The sequence below is a fragment of the Pseudomonas sp. A-RE-22 genome, from assembly GCF_019956035.1.
Taxonomy (GTDB): domain Bacteria; phylum Pseudomonadota; class Gammaproteobacteria; order Pseudomonadales; family Pseudomonadaceae; genus Aquipseudomonas; species Aquipseudomonas brassicacearum.
Genome location: NZ_JAHBCZ010000046.1, coordinates 1 through 18,745, shown reverse-complemented (window position 1 = coordinate 18,745; position 18,745 = coordinate 1). Strand labels below are relative to the sequence as shown.

Annotated in this window: 14 protein-coding genes and 1 pseudogene; 7 read left to right on the top strand and 8 right to left on the bottom strand. The window is 59.2% G+C overall.

From position 1 onward, the window contains the following. Nucleotides 1-84 precede the first annotated feature (84 nt). Nucleotides 85-6,204, bottom strand: a complete 6,120-nt coding sequence (locus KGA89_RS21945; RefSeq protein WP_223472525.1) for a filamentous hemagglutinin N-terminal domain-containing protein — start codon at nt 6,202-6,204, stop codon at nt 85-87. 299 nt (nt 6,205-6,503) lie between these two features. On the opposite strand from KGA89_RS21945, the gene KGA89_RS21940 reads away from it, so the two are divergent. Further along, nucleotides 6,504-6,908 carry a DUF488 domain-containing protein gene (locus KGA89_RS21940; protein ID WP_223472524.1) on the top strand — a complete coding sequence of 135 codons (405 nt, stop codon included), beginning with the start codon at nt 6,504-6,506 and terminating at the stop codon, nt 6,906-6,908. A 325-nt stretch (nt 6,909-7,233) separates the two neighbouring features. Continuing rightward, a complete protein-coding gene (locus KGA89_RS21935) occupies nt 7,234-8,742 on the top strand; it encodes a hypothetical protein (RefSeq protein ID WP_223472523.1) in 1,509 nt (502 codons plus the stop codon). A 92-nt stretch (nt 8,743-8,834) separates the two neighbouring features. Here KGA89_RS21935 and KGA89_RS21930 read toward each other — a convergent pair whose 3' ends face one another. Beyond that, a complete protein-coding gene (locus KGA89_RS21930) occupies nt 8,835-9,380 on the bottom strand; it encodes a DUF4256 domain-containing protein (protein ID WP_223472522.1) in 546 nt (181 codons plus the stop codon). A 165-nt stretch (nt 9,381-9,545) separates the two neighbouring features. Here KGA89_RS21930 and KGA89_RS21925 point away from each other — a divergent pair, with 165 nt between their 5' ends. Together KGA89_RS21925 and KGA89_RS21920 are read left to right on the top strand one after the other, a co-directional pair. Next, on the top strand, nt 9,546-10,691 hold the full coding sequence (locus KGA89_RS21925) for a hypothetical protein (RefSeq protein ID WP_223472521.1): 1,146 nt from the start codon (nt 9,546-9,548) through the stop codon (nt 10,689-10,691). Then, nucleotides 10,685-11,446, top strand: a complete 762-nt coding sequence (locus KGA89_RS21920; protein WP_053118569.1) for a hypothetical protein — start codon at nt 10,685-10,687, stop codon at nt 11,444-11,446. Before KGA89_RS21925 ends, KGA89_RS21920 begins: the two co-directional genes overlap by 7 nt. Before the next feature lie 82 nt (nt 11,447-11,528). Here KGA89_RS21920 and KGA89_RS21915 read toward each other — a convergent pair whose 3' ends face one another. The 4 genes and pseudogenes from KGA89_RS21915 to KGA89_RS21900 all read right to left on the bottom strand — a co-directional run bounded on the left by KGA89_RS21915 (nt 11,529) and on the right by KGA89_RS21900 (nt 14,295). Then, nucleotides 11,529-12,122 (bottom strand): DUF1353 domain-containing protein, encoded by a 594-nt coding sequence (locus tag KGA89_RS21915; protein ID WP_069971153.1) that lies wholly within the window; start codon nt 12,120-12,122, stop codon nt 11,529-11,531. Between the two features lie 101 nt (nt 12,123-12,223). Continuing rightward, nucleotides 12,224-12,379, bottom strand: a pseudogene (locus tag KGA89_RS30875) (isomerase); the annotation flags it as partial. Between the two features lie 192 nt (nt 12,380-12,571). After that, nucleotides 12,572-13,051 (bottom strand): DUF6998 domain-containing protein, encoded by a 480-nt coding sequence (locus KGA89_RS21905; protein WP_069971155.1) that lies wholly within the window; start codon nt 13,049-13,051, stop codon nt 12,572-12,574. Nucleotides 13,052-13,134: 83 nt separating this feature from the next. Continuing rightward, entirely contained in the window at nt 13,135-14,295 is a 1,161-nt protein-coding gene (locus KGA89_RS21900; protein WP_223472520.1) for a hypothetical protein, read from the bottom strand. 217 nt (nt 14,296-14,512) lie between these two features. Between KGA89_RS21900 and KGA89_RS21895 the strand changes: the two genes are divergently transcribed. Next, on the top strand, nt 14,513-14,929 hold the full coding sequence (locus tag KGA89_RS21895) for a VOC family protein (RefSeq protein WP_003197916.1): 417 nt from the start codon (nt 14,513-14,515) through the stop codon (nt 14,927-14,929). A gap of 55 nt (nt 14,930-14,984) precedes the next feature. Here the strand turns inward: KGA89_RS21895 and KGA89_RS21890 are convergent, their stop codons facing one another. After that, complete coding sequence (locus tag KGA89_RS21890; RefSeq protein WP_013692294.1) at nt 14,985-15,356, bottom strand: PH domain-containing protein; 372 nt, start codon at nt 15,354-15,356, stop codon at nt 14,985-14,987. 117 nt (nt 15,357-15,473) lie between these two features. Here KGA89_RS21890 and KGA89_RS21885 point away from each other — a divergent pair, with 117 nt between their 5' ends. Beyond that, the gene (locus KGA89_RS21885; protein WP_013692293.1) at nt 15,474-16,523 is read left to right on the top strand and encodes a hypothetical protein; all 1,050 of its coding nucleotides are present in this window, start codon (nt 15,474-15,476) and stop codon (nt 16,521-16,523) included. A gap of 62 nt (nt 16,524-16,585) precedes the next feature. On the opposite strand, the gene KGA89_RS21880 is transcribed toward KGA89_RS21885, so the two are convergent. Next, nucleotides 16,586-17,299 (bottom strand): FadR/GntR family transcriptional regulator, encoded by a 714-nt coding sequence (locus KGA89_RS21880; protein ID WP_223472519.1) that lies wholly within the window; start codon nt 17,297-17,299, stop codon nt 16,586-16,588. A gap of 97 nt (nt 17,300-17,396) precedes the next feature. Between KGA89_RS21880 and KGA89_RS21875 the strand changes: the two genes are divergently transcribed. Beyond that, the gene (locus tag KGA89_RS21875) at nt 17,397-18,140 is read left to right on the top strand and encodes a FadR/GntR family transcriptional regulator (protein ID WP_013692291.1); all 744 of its coding nucleotides are present in this window, start codon (nt 17,397-17,399) and stop codon (nt 18,138-18,140) included. The last annotated feature ends 605 nt before the right edge of the window (nt 18,141-18,745 follow it).

The following is an 18,745-nucleotide window of genomic DNA, read 5'->3' as shown; positions in this document are numbered from 1 at the left end:
AATAATCCGGGTTGCCTGAGCCCATGACCGCGTCCGGGGACGCGGCCAAGGGGCTCCTTCAAAGGAAAAGGTGGGAGTCAGGGATCAGGGACGCATGGCCAGACTCGGCAAGCGCACACCGCCGCGCACAACGAAAACGGTCTGTGGCGGGTAAGCCGCACAAGCGCCTCCGCCGGATACACCGCCGTCGGCGCAGACGTTCCCGGCCAGTTCCCGCTCGCTGTCGGCGCTCTCGGCCTGGGTAGCCGAATCGCCGTCGCCATTGCCAGCACCGTTCGCACGAGTGCCACCCTGGTCCACCAGCAGCAGACCGCCGTCCTCGATGCCACGATCAGACCAGTCGGCCTGGTTCGGCTGGGTCGGATTGAGATCCGGATCATGCGGCGAACCCACCTGCGCACCGACGCGTGTCGCATCGGCGACGCTCTGCCGGACGGCGTCGTAATCAACGGACGCTGTCACGGTCAGATTGGCATTGGCCGGGTTGCTCACGATCAGGTAACCGAGGTCAGCCAGCCCGCCAATGTTGATCAGGTGCGAGCCCGGGCCTTGCGTCCCTACCGAATACAGTGGGTTGCCGAGCATCGGCTTGGTGTCGCCGTTCCACAGACCGTTGGCGTCGTAGCCGCCGATGCCGCCACCGTTGAACGTGGTTTGGCCATCAAACACCTTGGTCTGGGTGGTCGTACCGTTGGTGGACACCACCAGGACGGGTTGCTCGCGGTACACGGCATGAACGCCGGTGTTGCCCAACACCCTGCCGAAATTGCTCTGCTGCTCGTCACTGTTGTAGCGGAAGTTGCCGCTGCCACTGCCGACCACATCCACCACGCGGGTGCTGCCAGCGAGGCTACCGGTGTAGATCAGCGCCCGGCCGCCAACGCCGGTGGACACCGTCACGCCCGCGTCGGCCTTCACATCGCCACCCGCGGCCACGCCCGCCGAAGCGGATTGACCGGCGTTGAGCACGATCGCATCGGAGGCATTGCTGGTGGTGCTGACGTTCTCGGCCAGGGTGATATTGCCGGAGGTCGTCACCACCTGGGCTTTGCCGGTGTTGCCGATGCCGACGATCTGATCCAGCTGGGTGCCGTCCAGTGCCGTCTCGGTCAGCCTGCCGACGGTGACGTCGCTGCGGTTAACGAAGCTGACATCCTTCGCGCGGCTGGCGATGTCGCCGACCCAGTTGCTGGCGTTGCGCAGGTCGAAATCGCCGCCCTTGAGGGCCAGGCCATCAGCGGTGATGTTGCCCTTGGCATTTTGGGTGGTCTTGCCATCGACGTTGAGGAACACGTTGCCGCTGGTGACCAGTGCTTCGTTGATCGCCAAATTGCCTTGGGTGCCGATGCTCACATCGCCAGTGTTTTTCACCCCGGTGGTGGTCTTGATCAGGTTACCGTTGCCATCGGTTTCGGTCAGCGTGCCGACCTTCAGGTTGCCGGTGTTGTTGAAGGCGACCTTGCCCGCCTCGCTGGCAATATCACCCACGACGTTGCCGTTGTTACGCAACTCGAAGTCACCGCCGTTGAGGGCCAGGCCGTCGGCGGTGATGTTGCCCTTGGCGTTCTGGGTGGTCTTGCCATCGATGTTGAGGAACACGTTGCCGCTGGTGACCAGCGCTTCGTTGATCGCCAGATTGCCTTGGGTGCCGATGCTGACGTCGCCGGTGTTGTTCACACCGGTGGTGGTCTTGATCAGGTTGCCGTTGCCATCGGTTTCGGTCAGCGTGCCGACCTTCAGGTCGCCGGTGTTGTTGAAGGCGACTTTGCCCGCCTCGCTGGCGATGTCGCCCACCACATTACCGTTGTTGCGCAGCTCGAAGTCGCCGCCGTTGAGGGCCAGGCCGTCGGCGGTGATGTTGCCCTTGGCGTTTTGGGTGGTCTTGCCGTCGACATTGAGGAACACGTTGCCGCTGGTGACCAGCGCTTCGTTGATCGCCAGATTGCCTTGGGTGCCGATGCTCACATCGCCGGTGTTGTTCACGCCGGTGATGGTGGTCTGGGTGCCGTCGGCATGGGTCGCGGTCAGCGAACCCACCTTGAGGTTCCCGCTGTTGTTGAATTGGACCTTGCCCGCCTCGCTGGCGATATCGCCGATCACGTTGCCGGTGTTGCCCAGTGCGTAATTGCCCCCTAGCAGCACCAGACCGCTGGCATCGAGCTTGGCCCCGGCGTCGCCGGACTGAGTCGTGTTGCCCGCCACTTCCAGCGTGATGATGTCGTCGGCCCGGGCCTGGCCCTGGCTGGTGTCATCGCGTGGGCCATTTTCGATGGTGATGCCTTTTACCAGCGTCAGGTCGTGATCGGTTTTCAGGGTGACCGCCTCATCGGACGTGATCCCCACGGTGCCGTCCACGGTGCCCACTGTCAGGTTGCCGTTGCCAGCGAATTTCAGGCTGCCGACATCGGCGGCGATGACACCCACGTCATGCCCGCCCTTGCCCAGTTGGAAGTCACCTTCGCCGCGCAAGGCCAATTCGTCTGCGGTGATGGTCGCGCCCGTTGCCTGGGTCGCACCTTTGCCCGCGTCGACGCTCAGCGTCAGGCCCTTGCCAGTGGTGCCGTCTTCGTCGGTGCCTTCAGGATCCTTGAGCATCAGATCGCCCAGCAGGTCCAGGACGCCATTTGCGACCAGGGCCAGATCGTCCTTGAACGTTGCGCCTTCATCATCGACGGTGATGTTGCGCGTCTTGTCGTTACCGATGGCGACCTTGTCGAAGCCATCCTGGATATTCGCCAGGTCAGCGTCAGACAGCACCAACGGATCGTTAGGCCCGGTCACTTCCGGGTCATCGCCGCCGCCCAGGTGAATATCCAGGCCATCGGTCTTCTGTTGCAAGGTGAGACTGCCGCTACCGGCAACGCTCGCGGCGAGGTCGATTTCGTCGGCGGTCAGGCTGGTATCGCCTTGGGTGAGCAGGGCCTGGCCGACCGTGAGTTTATCAGCGACAAGGTTCAGGTCGCCGGTCTGGGTCATGCCGGCGACCGGCACGCCTTGGGGGTTTGTCGGGGTCTGGCTGTCGGGAATGGTCACCACGCCAACGGTCAGGTCATCGACATCGGCAAAGCTTACCGTGCCGGTGTCGCTGGCGATCGTGTTGACGTCGTTGGCCGCGTTGTCGAGGTCATGAACGGCGCCATCCCCCAGCAGCACCAGGCCATCGGCGACGATGGCACCGCCAGCGGTCTGGTCGATCTTGCCGCCATTGCTTTGCAACGCCAGGACCGGCGCCGGTTTGTTGTCGTCGTTACCGGTGCCCGGTGCGTCCGCCACGGTCAGTTGGTCATTGATGTGGATGTTGCCGGTACCGGCATCGAGGATAAGGTTGTCGTTGATCCGGGTCGCTTCGATGATGCTGATGTCACCGGTCATGTCCGCGCCGCCAATCTTGACGGAGGTAAACCCGTCGCCCAAGGCGCTGATGTCGGTGCCGGTCAGTTCCAACGAACCGGGGGCATCGCCGGTGCTGCCGCCCACGGCAATGTTTTTGCTCGGGGTGTTGGTCTCGAGTGCGATCTTGCCGTTGCCGGTGACGCTGCCGGCGCCGCCGTTGAAGTTGATATCGTCGGCCTTGATGGCCAGGTTGTTGTCAGTGCTGTTGAGGCTGCCGTTGAACGTGATGGAACTGCCTTGCAGGCCCTTGCTGCCCGAGGTGTTGGTCTTGATGTTGTCGACGTACAGCGAGCCGCCGACCTGCTTGCCCGCGGTCTGGTCGAAACTGCCCGAGACGAACACGAACTTGTACGTGCCGGCCCTATCAGCCGTTGCCGTGCGGGTTTGCCAATTCACCGCGCCCGTACCGTTACCCGTTTCGTTCAGGATGATCTGGTATTCGCCGGTGTTGACGTTCAGCAGATAGCCGAAGACATCGTAGGTATCGCCGCCCGCGACCGGTTTGTAATCGAAACTGACCGATTCCCCCGCCGCCAGGGAGACCGTGCCCTCACTTACCACCGAAGGGCCGCGCATGATGCAGCCGGCGGGGGCGTTGAGGCAGTTGGAATTGTTCTCGGTACCCAGCAGCAGCGCAGCGCCGCCGTCCTTGCCCTGGCCAGCAGCGGCGACCGGGGTGAGGGGTTTGTAGTTCATGTCGCCCTGGTCGCCAGGGGAAACGCTCGGCGCATTACCATTGGTTGGCGAGGTTGTCGGCAACGTCGGGTCATCCGGCGACACCACGCCATCGACCACGGTGACGCCGGTGAAGAACTGGGCGATGGACGTCTTCCACCCGACCAGGCCGTTTTCGAAGTCGGCGTTCAGGAACTGTGAAGTGCCCAGCTCAACGGCACCTGTGTAGACCTGCTCACCACTGGTGAAGACTTTCGCGCCGTTGATGAACGTCTTGCCGGTGCCACTGGTGGTCGCGTACAGAGCACCCAGCGCGCTGTTACCGCCGACCATGTCGCTGAAGATGATCGAGCCCGAGCCGGCGTCGACACGCAGTTGGCGGTTGTTGGCCACCGCATCGGAATCCACCACGCCGGCAAACACGACGTTGCCACCGTTGCTCTTCAAACTGACGTCGGTGTTCAGGGCGATCTTGCCGTTGAGGATCAAGGCCAGGCTGTTGCCATTGCCTGCGCCACTGGCGTCGATGTCGCCGTTGAGGAAAATATTGCCAAAGACGTAGCGGCCTGTTCCGCCGTCGTTGTGTCCGGACTGCAACGTCAGCGTCCGGTCGCCGCTGATGCTCGACGGGGTGTAGTCGCCATTCCAGTGGATGCTGTTGTCGGCCTTGATCGCCACATCGGTGCCGCCGGCCAGGGCGGTGTCGATTGCGTTGAAGCCAACCGTGGCGTCTGTCCCGTTGGCGCCGCCGGTCAAGCCTCCGTTACCTGGAGCCACCGTGACGCTGTCCGGATCGAGCAACCACAAGCCACCCTTGCCTTTTTTAGCCGAAGCATCGGCGGCTTTGCTCACCGCCAGCTTGGCGCCGCTGGTTTCGATCTTGCCGCCGTCGCCGCCCTTGGCGCCGCCAGTGGCTTTCAGTGTGCCGTCCACGCGGGTCACGCTGCCCGGTTTCTTGACATCGGACCAGGCCACCACGGTGCCGCCCTTGCCGTTGTCGGTCGCCGATGCATCGAGCACGGCACCGGCGGCAATGGTGGTCTGGCTGGCCTGTTTGATCGCAGGGTCCTTGCCTTGCCAGCTACCGCCTACATAAATGTCGCCGCCGCCCTTGGCCCCGGTGGCGTCGAGCTCGGCACCGCCGTTGATCGCCAGACGGTCCCCGGTCACGACGATCTTGCCGCCCTTGCCGGTGTCGGAGGACACATCGATACGTCCGGCGACTTGCACACCGCCCTGGTCGCCCATCAGCGTGACCAGACCGTTTTCGCCGATATCCAGGGACCGGGCTTCGATCAGCCCGGTGTTGTTGATGACGGTGCTCGCCAGGGTTTCCGCGGCACGGGCGGTCAGCAGGATTTTCCCGGCATCGGCACGAATGGCGCCGCCGTTTTCGATCAACGCTTGAAGCGCGCCTTCTTTGACTTCCAATTGCACCGGCCCGCCCAAGTCGAGCGTCACGACACGGCCAGCGCCCAGCAGCACATTGCCCTTGTTCGCGGTGATGTTGCCTTCGTTGACGATTTTTGCGGCGATCAGGGCAATGGTGCCGCCTTGTGCGGCATTGATGTTGCCCTGGTTGACCACCGATGCGGCGCTGTCACCACTGAAACGGTAATTGCCGGCGAGGAAATCTTCTGTGGATAAGTTGAGCGTGGAGGCCACCAGGCCGCCGACATCAACCTGTGCGCTGGGCGTGAACAGGACGCCGTTGGGGTTGACCAGGAACACTTGGCCGTTGGCTTTCAGTGCGCCCTGGATCACCGACACATCCGAGCCCAACACGCGGTTCAATGCGACAGACGCCGCGCCAGGCTGGACGAACTGGACGGTGTTGCCTTTGCCGATGGAAAAGCTCTGCCAGTCAATGGCGAGCTTGTCGCTGCCCTGATGAATGGCCATGTTGTTGCCATTTTGTTGAATGTTGCCGTTACCCGCCACGATATTGCCGCCGGAAGGCAACCCTCCCGCCGCGGCGACCGAGGCGAAGACACCGCCGCCCACGCCGATGACGAGGCTGAGCCCGAGGTTGAGGGATTGCCGGCTTTTGTCTTTGCCTTGGCTCTTGACCAACTCGGATGCCACCTGCCACGCGCCCATCACGGCATTCCAGACGACTCGGTAAGCTCTATTCATTTTTGTTCACTCATCCTTAATGCGGCGGATCGTGCCATGACGACCAGGCGGTTCGCTGTCGACAAATCAAATGGAAAACCGTATCCGGACGGATTGCGGCTCAGAATCCCAAACTGCTCTGGTCCATCATGTCTGCGGCCTGAGGGGTAGCGCCTTTGCTTGAGCGCCCATGGCTTTTGATTGAGCGGATTGGATGGGATTTTTTTACGAGAGATGGATGAAGTGCGGCGGATGAATCCTGGTCGCCTCGTAATGGGCGACCTATGCTGAGGCGGTCTCACTTCGACAGGCAGGCTGTGATGATCCAATGCAAACGCGCCTATGAAACAACGAGCGCCGAGGATGGCGTACGGGTTCTGGTGGACCGCTTGTGGCCGCGTAATCGCCGCAAGGACGAACTCGCCATAGCCGAGTGGCTGCCGGAGGTCGGGCCTTCCCATGAGTTGCGCAAGGCGTTCAAGGCGGGGGCGGTTTCGTTTGCCGAGTTCAGCGTGGCGTATCGGCGTGAGCTGGCGGCGCGGCCAGAGCATTGGTGGAAGCTGGTGGATATTGCGCGGGATGGGACGCTGACGTTGGTGTATGCGGCCAAGTCGACGGTTGAGAATAATGCGGTGGTGTTGGCGCAGTGGTTGGAGGATGAGGTGGAGAAACGGGCGGAGGGGAGTTCGCCGGTTTGTTATTTTTCTGAGTTTCCGGAGCTTTGAGTTGATCGTTCCCCCGCTCCCGCATGGGAACGCCGCCAGGGACGCTCCGCGTTCCGCTTCTGCGAGGTGACGCAGAGCGTCACGGGATGCATGCCCACGCAGAGCGTGGGCATGATCAGGGTGCGGCGGCGGTGGAAGATCGTTCCTCACGCTCCGCGTGGGAACGCCGCCAGGGACGCTCCGCGTTCCGCTTCTGCGAGGTGACGCAGAGTGTGGGAACAATCAATGCACTGCACAGAGCTCTCCACGGGGTAATTGGTTTGCTTAAGTTCGGCGGCGTGCGGCTAAGATGGCGCGCAGAGAAACCACAAGGAAGACAGCCGCGATGCAATCGCCATTTGATCCGTTGGTTCATATCGATTGGAAAACACCGGGCAGCGACTTGCTCGGGCTGTTGCAGCATTACTATCCCGACATCGGTGTGTTTGCCGGCCCGGGGTTCGAGGCGTTGTTGGATGAGCTGTCCAACGAGATGCCCGAGGTCTGCTTCGAGGCGCTGGCGCCGGTGTTGGCGGCTCAGGGGTATGACTTGTGGAACCTGGATGCCGGTGGCGATGATTATCGGCCGGTGATTGTCCGGACCGATCAGCGTGAGGCGTTTGCCAAGCACTGGCAAGGCCAGCGCGGCGAGGTGGGGTTCACGGCGAGTTTGATCGCTTCGCCGGAGCCCGCCGCCGTCGAACGCAAACAGGTCAAACCCAAGCGCGGCAAGGTGAAGTGGCTGCAGGAAGTCCATGACTATCCCGGCGCCACCTATGTGCATGAATACAACTACCGCAACGGTTGGGCCGCCATCACCGAGCAGGACGAAGACCAGTGGTTGTGCTTCCTGATCGATTACAACCAGTGGCCGCCCACCGAGCAGGACATGCTCGAACACCGGACCGATGGCGTGGACGGCGCGGACTTGCAGCTCATCGATGCCGATGCCCAGCGCAGCCTGTGGAAACGTCGGGTCGTACGCGGCGATTACAGTGCGGATGACCGTTATCAATACGAAGTTCGGCAAGGTGATGAGATCGCGACGTTCGGACCTGCCGGGGTGCAGTGGCCGGAGGTTGAACAGCCCTGCGTGGTGGTGGGCTCGGAGATATTCGAACGCCAGCGTATTTACGAACCCGAGCATTTGACGCGGATCTGGCGGATCACGGCGGACAGCAGCGAGGTGATTTTCGAGTACGCGGATGAACTGACGGTCCTGCCCATCGGCCCTCGCCGTTTACTGTTCATGCAGCACAACGGCCCGAAGTGCTGGGTCTGGAATCAAGACCCGCCGCACCAGGCCATCGTCGCCAAACCGATGCCCGCTGAGGCCTATAAGCTGCGGGCCTCAACCGCGTACCTGGGGGGTGACGAGATCCTGCTGTTCAGCGAAGGCGCGCGGCAGAACGTCGAGCACTCGGGTTATCAGGAGACGGTGCTGTTGGCGTGGCGCCTCAACTTCATGACTGGCACTGCGACAAAGGCGACACTGGATGGTTTCGGCAGCGAACTGCGCCAGGACACGCGCCTGCTCGTCACGCAGCCCAAGCAGGTCATTACCTTGCGCACGTTTCACGGGCAGCTTCATGTGTCCCGGGGGCATGGGGATTGGTGGGTGTGGAATTACAGCAGCAATACGTTTGGCACACACACCCTGGCCTGGTTCTGGAATCAGCGCAGCCATGAGGTGGTGAAGCTGTCTTCCAAGGATATTGCGCGGGTGAAGCCGGAGATTCGTTACTTGGCGGCGCAGGATCGGTATCTGGCGTTCGAGACGGAGTTTGTCGCGCGGTTGCCGGTGTTCAGTGAGATGGTTGAGGCCAAGGGGGGTGAGGTTTTGGTTTTTGAGTGAGGGGCTTCTGCCGCATTTCCTTCGACCGTACGCTATCACCGTGGCGAGGGAGCTTGCTCCCTCGCCACGGGGTTAGCGGTGTTTTTGAGGGCTCAAACCCGCAGCAACCCGCGAAACCCTCGCGCCGCGTAATACGACTGCACGCCATTGTGGTAAACGAACACCCGGCCATAACGAAAGTCACCGAAAATCGCCCCGCCGAGGGCGCGAAGCTCAGGGGGGGTTGCCAGCCAGCTGGAAGTCTTGGCATCGAATTCCCCCAGTTCCTGCAGCGCTCGGTACTGGTCTTCCGTCAACAGGGCGATGCCCATCGCTTCGGCCATTTCAACCGCGCTGCCCGTTGGCTTGTTCTCCTTGCGAGCGTCCAGGGCCGCGCGGTCGTAGCAGAGGCTTCTGCGACCGGTCGGGCTTTCTTTGGCGCAATCGCAGAAGGTGACAACGCCGGTCTTCGGGTCGAGACCGATCACGTCTGGCTCGCCGCCGGTGGCTTCCATGGCCTGAAGGGATTTCAGGACGTTAAGGTTGCCTTCCAACCTGGCCTGGACGTCGGCCCATGGGATACCTGGGTGGCGATGGGGGTTTTGTTCGAAGCGGGCTTTCAAAGTTTGGAGAAGGTTTTCCTGGTGTTGTTTTTTCATGGTTTTGGGTCCGTTGGTGGCCGGTTCCAAATCTTGGCAGTACCAGCGTAGCAACCCCATTGAGGCGTGAGGTCAGAAACCAATATCCATCTAGAAAGATCAAGAATTTTGCACGCTATCAAAACCTCTGATACCGTGCTGAAATCCTGATACGGAAGAATGGCTATGCCCGCCTCCCACCAAGACCACGATCTCCCCGAAAGGCGTGATCTGATCGAGCTCAAAGTCTACGTAGAGAACGTGCTGGGCCTGAAGCTGCGCTTAAAACCGTGGGAGCACGTCAAGATCCTTCCGTATGCGTTGCGTGACCGCTACGAATTTTTCGTCACGGAAATCTTCGGGTCCGGCTGCCTCATTCTCAAGGAACGTCCACAGCGTGAAGCCAGCGTTGCGGATGTCGCCAAGCATATTCAGGCCATCCACAACTTTCAGGCATATAAAAAGCTGCCCGAGACCGGCGACTTGATGATTTTCGTCACAGACACGCTTCCGAGTTATGACCGCAAGCGGCTGGTGGAGAAAGGCGTCCAGTTCATCGTGCCGGGCAATCAGCTTTTCCTTCCGGCCTTTGGCATGGACTTGCGTGAGTATTACCGCCAGCGCCTGGAAAAACCTCAGGTCCTGAGCCCCGCCACCCAAGCCATGCTGATTCAATTCCTGATCAAGGGATGGCACCACCAGCTCCTGACCTCTCGCGCTACCTTCGAGAAGTCCTTTACCTACGCGAAAATGACCGTCAGCAGAGCAATCAAGGAACTGACCGACTTGGACATTGTTAAGCCTGGAAAGGAAATGGGTGAGGCCGCGATCCTGTTTCACTTGTCCCCCAAGCAGACTTGGGAGATGGCCAAGGAATCCATGCGCACGCCGGTCAAAAAAACACTTTGGCTCAATGCAATTCCCCAGGTTTTTGACGACACCCCAATGTTGCTGGCCGGAGAAACGGCCCTGGCTGAAATGAGTCTTCTCGCCGGCCCAAAAGTCCCTTGCTTTGCAATGACCGCAGCGCAGTTCGAGCATGTCCGGGAGCTTGCTCAAACTGAAAAGAATGCAGCCTACGGGGAAGAATTCGGTGCTTGGGGCTCAACGTCGAAAACAGCCAAGTCGAAACTCGAGACCACCGCGCCCTACCTCGAAGTACCGCCAAACCACGCCGCATGCTGCATTCAGTTTTGGAGTTATGAACCACCACGCAGCAACATCGCCACGAGGACGGTAGACCCCTTTTCGCTCTATCTGAGCCTCAAGGATGACCATGACGAGCGCGTGCAAATGTGTCTCGATGAAATGATGGAGAACGTGAAATGGTAGTGGGTGTAGACCGGTTTCGAGAATATTTCAGGGACTTCCAGGACAGCTACGTTCTGATCGGCGGGGTGGCCGCTTCAATTGCCATGGAGGAACTGGGCGCAGAGTTTCGACTGACCAAGGATCTGGATATCGTCCTGGTCGTCGAGGCACTGGATCGTGCGTTCGTCGGGCAGTTCTGGAAGTTCATCAAGGACGGCGGCTATGCCATCCGCCAGAATGGTGACAGCAGTGGGGACTCGCCGGTTTTTTATCGTTTCCAGAATCCTGAGGACAAATCCTTTCCCGTTCAGGTCGAGCTGTTTTCCCGAGTGCCGGATGGCCTGGAGCATGAAGAAGCGGCCAGAATGACCAAGGTCCCCGTTGAGGAGCAAGCCGCCAGCCTGTCTGCGATCATTCTTGATGATGAGTACTACGCCTTTCTCCTGGCCGGCGTCGATCACACCCAGGAGATCAGCCACATCGGTGCTGATCGGCTCGTTCCCCTCAAGGCCCATGCGTGGCTGAACAAGAAGGCGCTGCTTGAACAAGGCATTGCCGTGGACAGTCGCGATATCAAAAAGCACTTCAGGGATGTGATCGTACTGGCTGTCGGTCTGACTGAAGGAATGGCCCAGCTACCTGAACGATTGGCGCTCGATTTGAAGGCGTTTCTAAATCAAGTACCCGCTGAGCTCGCGTCAAATCCCCAAGCCTACAAAGGTGTGAACGGCGACCGTTTGATCAAGACCATTCAAGAAGCTTTCAGTCTCGCTTGAATCAGATTTTTCGCACGCTATCAGACATATTGATAGTGTGTAAAAAACCTGTTAGAAGCCATTAAATACTGACGTTAGCCCTTTATGGCACCTTGGTGGAGTCGCCGTATCTGCAATATGAAGGGTCTTGTTTAAATGAGGGGTCTTTCACACCTTGCTCCACGAGCATGGCTCTATACGTTGGCCAAGTTACGTTCGGATCCGACGGTTTCAAGTACCGTTCAGGTACCACCCGTGGCAGGTTCGCCTTTCGCTCTTTCGCATTGTCATTCCAGGGGCCACCCCCACCAAGGTTGACCCCTTGATAGACCAGAAACTCATCGAACTGTCCGACCTTACTTTCCTTCATGGCGAGAACCAGTAACCTGTCAGCTTGTTCGCGCTTGCAGCCTTGAGACCAATAAAGATAATCATGGATCAGAGCCGCACGGCTGTATTGACCATGTTGCGAGAGCCCTAATGACCACAGCGTTTGCGGGATTGACGCATAGTCAGTGACGAAGCCCTTGGGCACGACAATGCGCTCCTTCGTACTCCCGATGACGTAAGGCATGTCCTCGAGCGTCATCCAAAACTTGTTGTCACCAAAGGCCCGAACGGCGGGTGAAGGAGGCGCTACACACCCAGCGACCATGCACGTGACAAGACCGACCAGAAGAACTCGCTTTTTGGGCATGGTGCTGACTCCAAACCTGATGAAACGCTGAACATCTACGTCAGAGGGCAAAACGCCATCTCGTGGACGGAAAGTAGACGCTCCTCCCCATCTGTGCACGTTCCGACTGAAATTAACGTGCGATACCCTGCCCTAGCGAACACTCTGGAGCAGTCCGTTGCGAACTCGTCTTCCTTGCCCTGTAAAGCAGCAATGCCTTTGGTGACGCCAGCCGGTGCCGCGAATTGAATCAACGGCAGGCTGTGTTGAGCCAGATGGTGGCATCATCGAAGTAATGGCGGGCTCGAACATCGCGAGCACGGCAATGCTCGATGCCTGCTTGAGCGCCAGGTCGATCATGGCTTCGTTCGGCTTGAGTGCGGGGATGGCAACCTCAGGTTTAACCAGATCGATGACCTCGCCAAACGCCGTGAGCTTCTGTGACAAATCAGCTCTGCGGGAAGGCGTGATCACCTCCCGGATCCCCCTTCTTCCACCGTTGTTCCTGAATGGGTGATAAGCACTCGGTGAGCCTGGGGCAGATTGCCAATGCTGAAGCGAATCTTGCCATCACCATGCGGCACACGCTGACGCACCACTTCGCCAGGTATCCGGTAATAAAGGTATGGGTCGGTCATCCCTTCGGGACGCAGCACACTTCCAGGGCCAAGAATGATGATGAGTTCATCGTAGGTACCGGGATCACCGCAATCGACGGTTGTGCTGCGACCACCGCTATATTTGACTTGGACTTTCTTGTTGCCGATGTAACCATCGTAACCTTCTTGACGCTGGCTTTCAGCGAGCGCCATACCAAATGCTGACATAGCCAGGAACTCGGCGATGTCGCCGAGATACTTGTCCGAGCGCACGATGTTCTGGTTTTTCAGCTCGTCAACCGACGCATAAAATCGCCCGATTGCATTTGCCTGTTCTTCGGTAATTGGCATCTCTACGTCCTTGATTGGCAACTCTGCCTAACCAACCCACTGGAGATTCGGCCGGGCGCTTTATTCTGAAGTGCTTGTCGACCCTACGCTTGCTTAGGCACAACTACCGCATCAGGCAGTATCACGACATCACTGCGCTGGGTGAGGATGCAGGCATGTGAATGTTCCGGCCATTCGCCCAATCGTTTGCCACTCAAACCACTGGGGCAAAGCAGCAGGACGTCACCAAGCGAGAAGAGCGGGAAGGCTTTCACAACCGGAAGATCCCGGCTCACCTCCACCTCTCCCCAGCTCGCCAGATCAAAGTCTTTGGCCTCGAAGTTCTTCAACAACCGATATTTGACCGGGTTCGTCTCGCGCACGCCCATCATCCCGGCGGCCTTGAACACTACGGTAGAACTTGCGCCCGGATACGTGGCGACAACGGCCAAGGTCACCAGCAACGCCGATCCGACCGACAATAGTCCCCGCGTAACGATGTGTTTTTTGCTCACAAAAAAGATCAGGGCCGGCAAGAACAAGAGGACCACCGCCACCATGGAAATGATCATCAGTGTCGTGATGGCTTCCGGGGTGTCTTTGCCGGTGTAGGACTTCAGCAAGATCAACATCGGGTAGACGGCAGCGAAAACGGCAACCATCAAAACGAAGTAGGCAAACAGGAACACGCCAGCCTGATGCCACCAAACCCCAAGCCCTTTCAGGTTATTGAAGAGGGACACCAATTCCAGGGCCATTCGGAATTTTTTCGATTTCAACGACACCCCCATGACAGCGCTCATGCCTAGAACAATCACGCAAGCGACAATGCGATGGTCAACCTTGGGGCCCTGAAACGCGAAGGTGACGATGATCAATGATCCAACCACCGCCGCCCAGAAAAAGAACCTGGCAACCGTCGGTCTGAGGTTCGGCGTTTGGTTGAACATAGACACGGCTAATGCGTAAAACATCGTGGTGACGCCCATCACCACCATGTAAAGAAACAGGACAAAGGCCACCATCCCCATCCACGGAAGCAATGCGGAGAGCTGTTTGTCGAACACCAAGGGTAAAAGGTCGATGCGGTTGATCGCCTTTGCATAGGTCATCAAGATCCCGAAGCTGACCACCGCACTGAGTAAGGCCCCCAAACTTCCTATCAGACCCCAGTGCTCGGCCATCAATTTGAGAGCCGCGTAGATATCCTGTTGGAATGAGACAGGTTTCTGTTTCCCTTCCGTTGTACCGACTCCTTGCTCCATTGCCCTATCCCTGTCATTCCAAATTAAACAATAACGAGAGGCACTGATGGGTGCGCACTCTTCCAGAAAGACACTATCGACTTCATGTCGGTTAACTTTAACCAGCAGGATACCGACCACGGGTCGACAGGCGCGGTGAATTCTGCGATGACATTCCAGCACGGTTAGCTAAGGTGAAGTAACCCGTAGCGTCCATCACTGAGCACATGAGGCCCGTATGAAGAACTTCACGATTCAACGTATTGACCACATCGTCCTGCGCGTAAAAGACATCGAGCGCAGCCTCGCTTTCTACACGTCGGTGCTTGGTTGCGAGCTCAAGAAGCGCCGGGACGATCTTGGCATGATTCATCTGGGCACCGGTGTTTCGATGATTGACCTGGTAGCCGTCGACGGGCCTCTCGGTCGCCAGGGCGGGCCGGCGGCCGGGAAGCAAGGGCACAACGTCGATCACCTCTGCCTGCGTATCGAGCCGTTTGATGAACAAGCCCTCCTCGCGCATCTGGCTTCAGCTGGCCTGGAGGTTGAGAAAGCGCAGAAGCGCTATGGCGCGGAGGGCAAGGGTTGGTCGATCTACTGCTTCGATCCGGACGGCAACCAGATCGAGTTGAAGGGGCCGGCGTTGGAGCCTTGAGCAGCAACTGGCGAGCGTTCCACAGGGGGTTGGCGGTGGATACTGAGTTTGCCGATCAGGTCAGGAGGTGTTTGGAGATTACCTTGGATATTTCCACAATGCCGGTCTTGCCGGTGAATTCGAATTTCACTTTGCCCAGGGATGAAAAGTAGATCTCCAGTTCAGAGTCCAGGTCGAAGGTGCCGGAGGTTTCGACCGAGTAGGCGACGATGTTTTTGTAGGGTAAGGAAGTGAAGTCTTTTTTGCTGCCGGTGATGCCTTGCACGTTCACCGCGATGATGCGTTTGTTGGTGAAGACCACACCGTCGCGCATCGATTTGTAAGCGTCGATGACCTGTTCACCGTCCAGCAGCAGCGCCGTGACGCGCTCGGCATATTCGTCGTTTTGCTTGAGCTTGAAGAAGCCTTTGTTGTTGAAGTCGATCATCGATAAGTCCTTGTCGAGAAGAAAATAGTATTGCCTACAGCCCTGCGGCAGGTGATGGACGCAATAGTGGCACTTCAGTAGCATTCGCCAACTTTATCGATCCTTCAAGGATGACCCATGCTCGCCCTGCCTCGCCGTCCTGCCCCGTTATTAGCATTGTCCGCGTTGTTTGTATTGCTCGGCGGTTGCAGCGTCAATGGCAGTTACCCCGATGCCATCGAACCGGACGCCGCCAAGTTGCGGTTCGTCGCCAATACCAGCAACGCCACGCTGGATTATTTCGACGCGGCCCATTGCGACGGGCAAACCACCGGCATTCTCAACAATATGCTGCTGAGCGATACCGCGCGGCGGGTGGGGATGAGCGTTCCGGCGCCCAAGGATGCCAGGGGTTATTTGGAGGTCAAGCTCAAGCCGGGTGAGCAGATTCACCTGCGCACCAACATGAACAGCGGTTATGCCGTGTGCGGCAAGGGCTTCAACTTTACGCCCGAGGCCAATGCCGAATACGAGGTGACGTTCAAGTCCGAGAAGAACTTCTGCCTGACTCAGTTGCAACGCTTGCAACGGGTCGACGGCAAGGACGTGCGCACACCGATCCCGATCCTGAAAAAAGACTTTCCCGCCTGCGCCGGTCGCAATGCGCTGTTCCCCAAGACCTACCCGGACACGCCCCATCGCCTGGAGCTGATGAGCCGGGTCATCGATAAAAGCCTGGTCGTCACGGTGAAGACCGATCCGGCCAAGGAAAAAGTCGAGAGTTATTCGCCAGAGAAGCTGGACACCCTGATCAGCGAACGCAAGGCCAAGCTCGGCTTCGACCTGCCGGCTGACTACTGGACGCTGTACCGGGAAAACCTGAAGACGTTTGGCGATGATATGGCGCAGAACAAGGCGCACTCGATGGAACGCTTCAAGGACGAATACCAGACGCGCCTGCGGCAGTTGAAGGACGAGCAGTTGGAACAGTGGGCGTTGCCCAAAACCGCCAATGCCAAGCCGGAAAAAGCCGAGATCGACCTGGACGTCGCGATGATGGTGGAGTACTTCCGGATCGGGAATGGGGTGACGGTCGAAGCGGTAGGTCATCACCTGGAGAGGATGGCGCAGATGGATGAGCGTTACGGGGTATGTGCGCGGTTTGCGGAGTGCTGGAAGCGCAACTAGCAAGCGAATGGGCCACCGTCATCGCGAGCAGGCTCGCTCCCACAGGGTTCTGCGGTGGGAGGTTATTGCGCCGTCGACTCGACCACACCCCGAACCCGCTGCAGCATATTGATCAAGTGCAAACGCATCGACGCCCGCGCCGCTTCGGCATCACGCCGCGCCAACGCCGCGTAGACCTGCTCGCGCTCACGCACCACCGACGCCCGATTTTCACCCGTCACCGCCGGCCCGGCCTGTTGCACGACCGCGATCAGGCTATTGCCCACATGGGCCATGGCGTCGATGAAAAAACTGTTGCCTGTGCACTGGGCAATCTGCAGATGAAACGCGAAATCGACCCGCGCGCTTTCGTCATCCGTTGCGCTAAAGGCACTCGCTGCATCCAGCGCTTCACGCATCGCCACCAGTTGCTCCGGCGTGGCCCGTTGCGCGGCAATGCCGGCCGCTTCAACTTCCAGGCTCAGGCGCAGTTCGATGACGGCCAACGCATCGTAGGCGCCGCCCTTGACGTGCTTGCTGCCCTGGAAATCCCCCGGGCGAGCGGTGTCGACCACGAAGGTGCCAATGCCGTGGCGGGTCTCCACCAAGCCTTCGGCCTGGAGCCGCGACATGGCTTCGCGAACCACCGTCCGACTGACGCCGCGTTCCTTGATGATGACCTGTTCGGTCGGCAGTTTGCTGCCCGCGGGCAGTTCGCCGGCCAGTATCTGCTGCGTCAGGTCGACCACCAGTTGCTGAGTCATGCTCAGGCGTCGATCGGGTGTGACACGGTCCATTGCACCTATCCATTAAAGCCAGACGATCGCGGCATTATAGCCGCGACCTCGCGGCGAAACGCACTATAATGCCCGCTGATCACTCAAGAGCAAGCCGATGACGGATCAAGCGTTATCTCCACTGAACAAGCCGCGCCGCCTCGCCGAAACCCTGGTCGACCGCTTTGCCCAGCGCATGCGCGACGGCATTCTCAAGTGCGGCGAAAAGCTCCCCACCGAAGTGCACATCATGGAGGCCGAAGGCGTCAGTCGTTCGGTGGTGCGTGAGGCGCTGTCGCGCTTGCAGGCGGCGGGGCTGGTGGAGACGCGGCATGGCGTCGGCACCTTTGTCCTCGACATGCCGGCGCCGGAGGGCTTCACCTTGGGGCCGGCGACGATTGCGACGTTGTCGGATGTGCTCAACCTGTTGGAGTTTCGCCTGAGCCTGGAAGTCCAGGCCGCTGGCATGGCCGCCGAGCGCGCAACGCCTGAAGCCCTGGCCGAACTGGCCCAGGCCCTGGAGGCGTTGCTGCAAGGCCCGGAAAAATCCGGCACCACCATCAATGCCGATTTCCAGTTCCATCTGAAAATCGCCAAGGCCGCCGGCAATTACTACCTGATCGACATCATGAAGCACCTGGGCACGAAGCTGATCCCGCGTACGCGCATGAACTCTGCCTACTCCGGGCAAAGTGATCGAAGTGCTTATCTTCAGGGGATCAACGCCGAACACCAGCAGATTTTCGACGCGATCGTCAGTGGGAACGTCGATGCAGCGCGGGCGGCCATGTACCTGCATTTGAGCAACAGTCGCATGCGCCTGTGTGAAACCCAACAACGCCAGGCGTTCTACAACGAATAACCCACACTCCTTCTGTGGGAGCCGAGCTTGCTCGCGATGACGGCGGTACATCCAACATCATTGGCACAGGCAGGCCGCTATCGCGAGCAAGCTCAGCTCCCACAGGGGAGCTATGGTGAACGCCTGATCTGTGAACGCTCGAAAACCAGTGTGGGAGCCGAGCTTGCTCGCGATGACGGCGATACATCCAACATCATCGGCACAGGCAGACCGCTATCGCGAGCGAGCTCAGCTCCCACAGAGGAGCTATGGTGAGCGCCTGATCTGTGAACGCTCGAAAACCAGTGTGGGAGCCGAGCTTGCTCGCGATGACGGCGAGACATTCAACATCATCGGCACAGGCAGACCGCTATCGCGAGCGAGCTCAGCTCCCACAGAGGAGCTATGGTGAGCGCCTGATCTGTGAACGCTCGAAAACCAGTGTGGGAGCCGAGCTTGCTCGCGATGACGGCGATACATCCAACATCATCGGCACAGACAGACCGCTATCGCGAGCGAGCTCAGCTCCCACAGAGGAGCTATGGTGAGCGCCTGATCTGTGAACGCTCGAAAACCAGTGTGGGAGCCGAGCTTGCTCGCGATGACGGCGATACATTCAACATCAT